The sequence below is a fragment of the bacterium genome (assembly GCA_026398675.1).
Lineage (GTDB): Bacteria > RBG-13-66-14 > RBG-13-66-14 > RBG-13-66-14 > RBG-13-66-14 > RBG-13-66-14.
Genome location: JAPLSK010000232.1, coordinates 1 through 4,067 on the forward strand (window position 1 = coordinate 1; position 4,067 = coordinate 4,067).

Below are 4,067 nucleotides of genomic sequence, written 5' to 3' on the forward strand. Positions count from 1 at the left end.
CAGCGCCGCCAGCGCGAAAGCGACCCCGATTCCGACGGCGGTCCACGGGACCGGGCGCTGGACGTGCCGCACGGCGAGGTATGTCCCCAGGACCACGAGGAACGCGGTCAGGGTCGTGGGCAGGAGAAGGGTTTCGGTGAAGAAGAACTGCGAGTAGAGCGCCGCCGCGCCTAAGGTTCCCAGCGCCCACCACCGTCCCGTCAGCCGCCGTGCCGTCCGCCAGACGAGAAAGAGCGTCCCCAGGCCGAGGAGCGCCTGGAGCACCCGCACCGTCCACCAGCTCCCGCCCGCCAGCGCGTACACGCCGCCCAGCGACATCTGGTAGAGGGGGCTCATGAAGAACGGCAGCTCGGGCCCCTCTCCAGCGGCAATCGTCAGCGCCTGCGTGTGGTAGTACCGCTCGTCGAGGCCGAGGTAATCCCCGAAGGGGCTGTCGGCGAGCTGCAGGAGCAGGACCAGCCGGATAACCGCGGCGATGAGGAGCGCCACGGCGACCCAGAAGCAGTCGTCGCGCCAGGGGTGCCGCCAATCCAGCGGTCTAGCTGACGGGCAGAGTTTCACCGGGGTGGAGCTCGACGGTTTTTCCGGGGTTGGTTGAGATTGATAACATTATGATATTACTTGAATTGTTGACGATTTTACCCTCCCCGGCGAACATTTGTTCGGCGGACCGGGCATGCTCGATGAATTCCCCCGCCGGACCGCACCAGGCGCCGTTTTCACGGGCGTAGGCCAGGATTCTTCGAAAAACTTCGCCCCAGCCGGGGTAGGCCGTCCCGAAGACTCGCTGATGCCAGAGGATGCAACAGGCGGCGCCCGCTTCCCGCGCGGCTTCGAGATACGGTCGGACGCAGCCCCAGGCGTCCTCCACGTCCACATCTCCTTCTCCGTATTTCTTGAAGAGTGCCCCGTCCATCACCACGAGCGGAAGCTCAAACAGGCTTGATAATTCACCACTTACAGTATCGAAAACCCGATACGGTCCGCCGGTGCCGACGCGGTAGCCGGGGCCGTCGGGGAAGCCGAGGCTGGAATCGTAGACCAGGCAGGTCCGCGCAATAAGGCCGAGGTCGTCGGGACCGCGCAGGCGGAGGTAGTGCGCCCGGCCGGCGGTGGGGGGGAAACCGGTTGCACGCTCGAAGGCGGCCAGCTCCGCGTTGAGTTTTTCCGAGTCGCCGGCGGTCTCGTAGCCGTAGTGGACGCCGATTTCCTGGCCGGTCCGTTTGAGAAAGGCCAGCTCGCGGGGGAGCTGTTCAAGGTAGTACTCGGGGTCCCAGAGCCCCCGGCGACCGGCGTGGAAGAGGTAGGTCGCCCTCGCCGGCGCGTCGGCCACGACGCATCTGTCCAGGCAGGGGTGGCGGTCGGGCGCGCCCATCAGACGGAACATCCACCCCGCGGCCCGCAGATGCGGTTTCGAGAATTTGATCAACCCCGCGGCCAGAAGGCGCAGGGCCCGACCCAGGCTCCGTTCGCTCAGCGAGTCCACGTCGTGGGTCAGGACGACCGACCAGTCCGCCCCGCCGGGGTGGCGACCGAACCGGACGACGGCGTTTTTGATGGAGAGCGCGGCGGTGAAGAAACGGCCCCATTCCTCGAACCAGGGCCGCTCGAAGATTTCCGGCGGAAGGGCGGTCGTACCCAGCGAGAGGCGGCCGTGGGCGTCACGCCGCTCGGGAAACCGCCGCTCCTCCTCCTGACCCAGAAGGTGCCAGGCCGTCGCCAGGGGGTCCACCGCCAGGTGGACGCGGTCCCCGTCGAGGGTGACGAGGCTTTTCCCGGAGTCGTCCGCGTAGAGCGGCCTGCCGGGGAGACGGGCTTCGGTGTCGGCGAAGAGGGAGAATAGCTCCGCGGGCCAACCAAAAGGATTCGGTGGATTACCCTGGATTTTGAGGTGGACGCCGGCCGGCTCGTCCACGGTAGAGGGGCGGATGGTGATGTCCCCCTCCACCCCGTAGCCCACCGTCGGCCCCTCACCCGGCACGAAAACGCCGCCCAGGCGGAGGATTTCAGCTAGGGCGTAATCCAGCCGTCGGCGGCGTTCCGGCTCGACGTCATCGCTGAAGAGGAGCCTAGTCACTCAGCAGCACCCTTCGCAGCCCCTTCAGGAACCGGCGGGTTTTGGCGAAAACGACCCGGGTTTGGAAGTAGGGAACCAGCCGCCCGCCGAAGCCGCGCTTGAAGCGGCAGAGCTTTTCCGTGTTGGCGCCCACGAAATCCAGGCTCAGGCCGTCCTGGCCGAGCTCCTCCAGGACGCGGGCGACGAGGGCGGTGGGCGAGCCGTCGCCGTGCCCCGCCGGGTCGCTGGCCGCGAGGGTGTAATACCCGGCGGCGGCGTCTTTCCCCAGGAGAACGGCGGCCGTCTCCGTCTCGTAAACCGTCCCCCGCGCGGCGAGAGTCCGGACTAGCGCCTCCGGGGCGTGGGGCAGGCGCTGGCGGTCCATGCCATCCCGGTGCAGGCGATAAAGCGTTTCCCACGATTCGGCGACGCGGACCTCGACGCCCAGCTCGCGGGATTTCTTCAACTGGCGGCGGGTGGCCGAATCCCAGGCGTCTTCTCCGGAGGGTGGGACCAGATAGGTGTAGCGGGGAGTGACCTCCCAGCCCAGGCGCAGGAAGGGCCGGGCGTCGGTCACGTTGGGCGGGTGGATGAAAGCGGCCTCGGCGAGCCCCAGGCCGCGCAGGTGCCCGTCCAACGCGCGCACCGTTTTCTCCCAGACCGACTCGGCCCTCCCCGGCGCCGGGTCCGTGATCGGCAGTTCCCAAATGCCCCAGTACTGGCCCAGGGGAGGCATGACGCCGATGTTTCCCCGCCGCAGGAGGGGGAAGAAGGCCCGCGTTTCACCACCGGAGCTCACCTCGAAGAGCTCGACGGCGTTCCCGAAAGTCTCCCGGACGGCGTCCAGGTAACCGCTTAGGTAATACGCGCCGTGGCCCGTCAGTATCGGCCCACGGCCTTTTAGAATCTTAACCTCGAACTCGGCCATGCCCCCGCCTTTCGACCTCAAGTATAGCATTAAGGCGCGGGCCCGCGCCCGGTTGACCACGGGCCGCCGGGATGATAGGCTTCATTCGTCGGTTAACCGTGGAGGAAAGCAGCCGTGCGTCTATTCGTGGCGACGGAGATACCATCCGAGGTGCAGGAGAAACTTGCCGCGGTGCAGAGCGCATCGCGCGACTCCGCCTGGCGCTGGGTGGCGGCGGGAAACGTCCACCTGACGCTGAAATTCCTGGGGGAGACGGACGAGGGGCTGGTTCCACGGATAAAAGAGGCCCTGGCCGTGGTTTGCAGCTCCCTCACTCCCTTCGCGCTCGGCCTGACCGGCCTGGGGACGCTCCCCCCCTCTATCCCCCCAGCGGAGGGCGACCGGAGGCCGCCGAGACCGCCGAGGGTCCTCTACGCCGGCCTGGACCGGGGGACGGTCGAGCTGCGGAAGTTGGTGCTGGGCGTGGAGGACGCCATGGCCGCGCTCGGTTTTCAGAAAGAGAGGCGCCTCTTCACGCCGCACGCCACCCTGGCCCGCGTGCGCAAGGACCAGCGGCCCCGTGACGCGGCGGAGCTTTTGGGGCGGTTCGAGGGAAAAAGTTTCGGCGCCTGGCGCTGCGGGGGGGCGGTGCTTTTTCAGAGCGAGCTGGGTCCCGGCGGCTCCCGGTATACGAAGCTGGGTGAGTTCCCCTTCGGCGTGTAAAAAAGGGCGGCCCTGGCGGATCGCCTTTTCGCCTATAACGCTGGCCTTCCGAAATGTAGGGCGGGGATTTTAATCCCCGCCGTTTCACGTTCTCGGCCCTGACCCTCACCCTAACCCGTAGGCGAGCCTCTCCCTAAACGGGAGAGGGGACAGGGGGCGGCCCTCACCCCAACCCATCGGCGAGCCTCTCCCCGGAAGGGAGAGAAGGGGTAAATGTAGGGCGGGGATTTTAATCCCCGCCGTATTCACGCTCCCAGCCTCGCCCCTCACCCTAACCCATAGGCGAGCCTCTCCCCGGAAGGGAGAGAAGGGGTAAATGTAGGGCGGGGATTTTAATCCCCGCCGTATTCACGCTCCCAGCCTCGCCCCTTACCCTAGCCC

General features: G+C 67.0%; 4 protein-coding genes. 1 reads left to right on the forward strand and 3 read right to left on the reverse strand.

What is annotated here, in order from left to right; translation table 11 throughout:
- The 3 genes from NTW26_07330 to NTW26_07340 form a co-directional block, all read right to left on the reverse strand.
- On the reverse strand, window positions 1–561 hold a 561-nt coding region (locus tag NTW26_07330), incomplete at its 3' end, for a glycosyltransferase family 39 protein (protein MCX7022068.1).
- Window positions 539–2,077: a hypothetical protein gene (locus tag NTW26_07335; GenBank protein MCX7022069.1), complete on the reverse strand. Its 1,539-nt coding sequence runs from the start codon at window positions 2,075–2,077 to the stop codon at window positions 539–541. The genes NTW26_07335 and NTW26_07330, both read right to left, overlap by 23 nt.
- Window positions 2,070–2,984: a hypothetical protein gene (locus tag NTW26_07340; protein MCX7022070.1), complete on the reverse strand. Its 915-nt coding sequence runs from the start codon at window positions 2,982–2,984 to the stop codon at window positions 2,070–2,072. Before NTW26_07340 ends, NTW26_07335 begins: the two co-directional genes overlap by 8 nt.
- Window positions 2,985–3,098: 114 nt before the next feature.
- Here NTW26_07340 and thpR point away from each other — a divergent pair, with 114 nt between their 5' ends.
- Window positions 3,099–3,686, forward strand: a complete 588-nt coding sequence (thpR, locus tag NTW26_07345) for an RNA 2',3'-cyclic phosphodiesterase (GenBank protein ID MCX7022071.1) — start codon at window positions 3,099–3,101, stop codon at window positions 3,684–3,686.
- Window positions 3,687–4,067: the final 381 nt, after the last annotated feature.

What these genes read in the sequence shown, in the direction of transcription:
- NTW26_07340 (MCX7022070.1), bottom strand. Translation starts at nt 2,984, where the DNA reads ATGGCCGAGTTCGAGGTTAAGATTCTAAAAGGCCGTGGGCCGATACTG.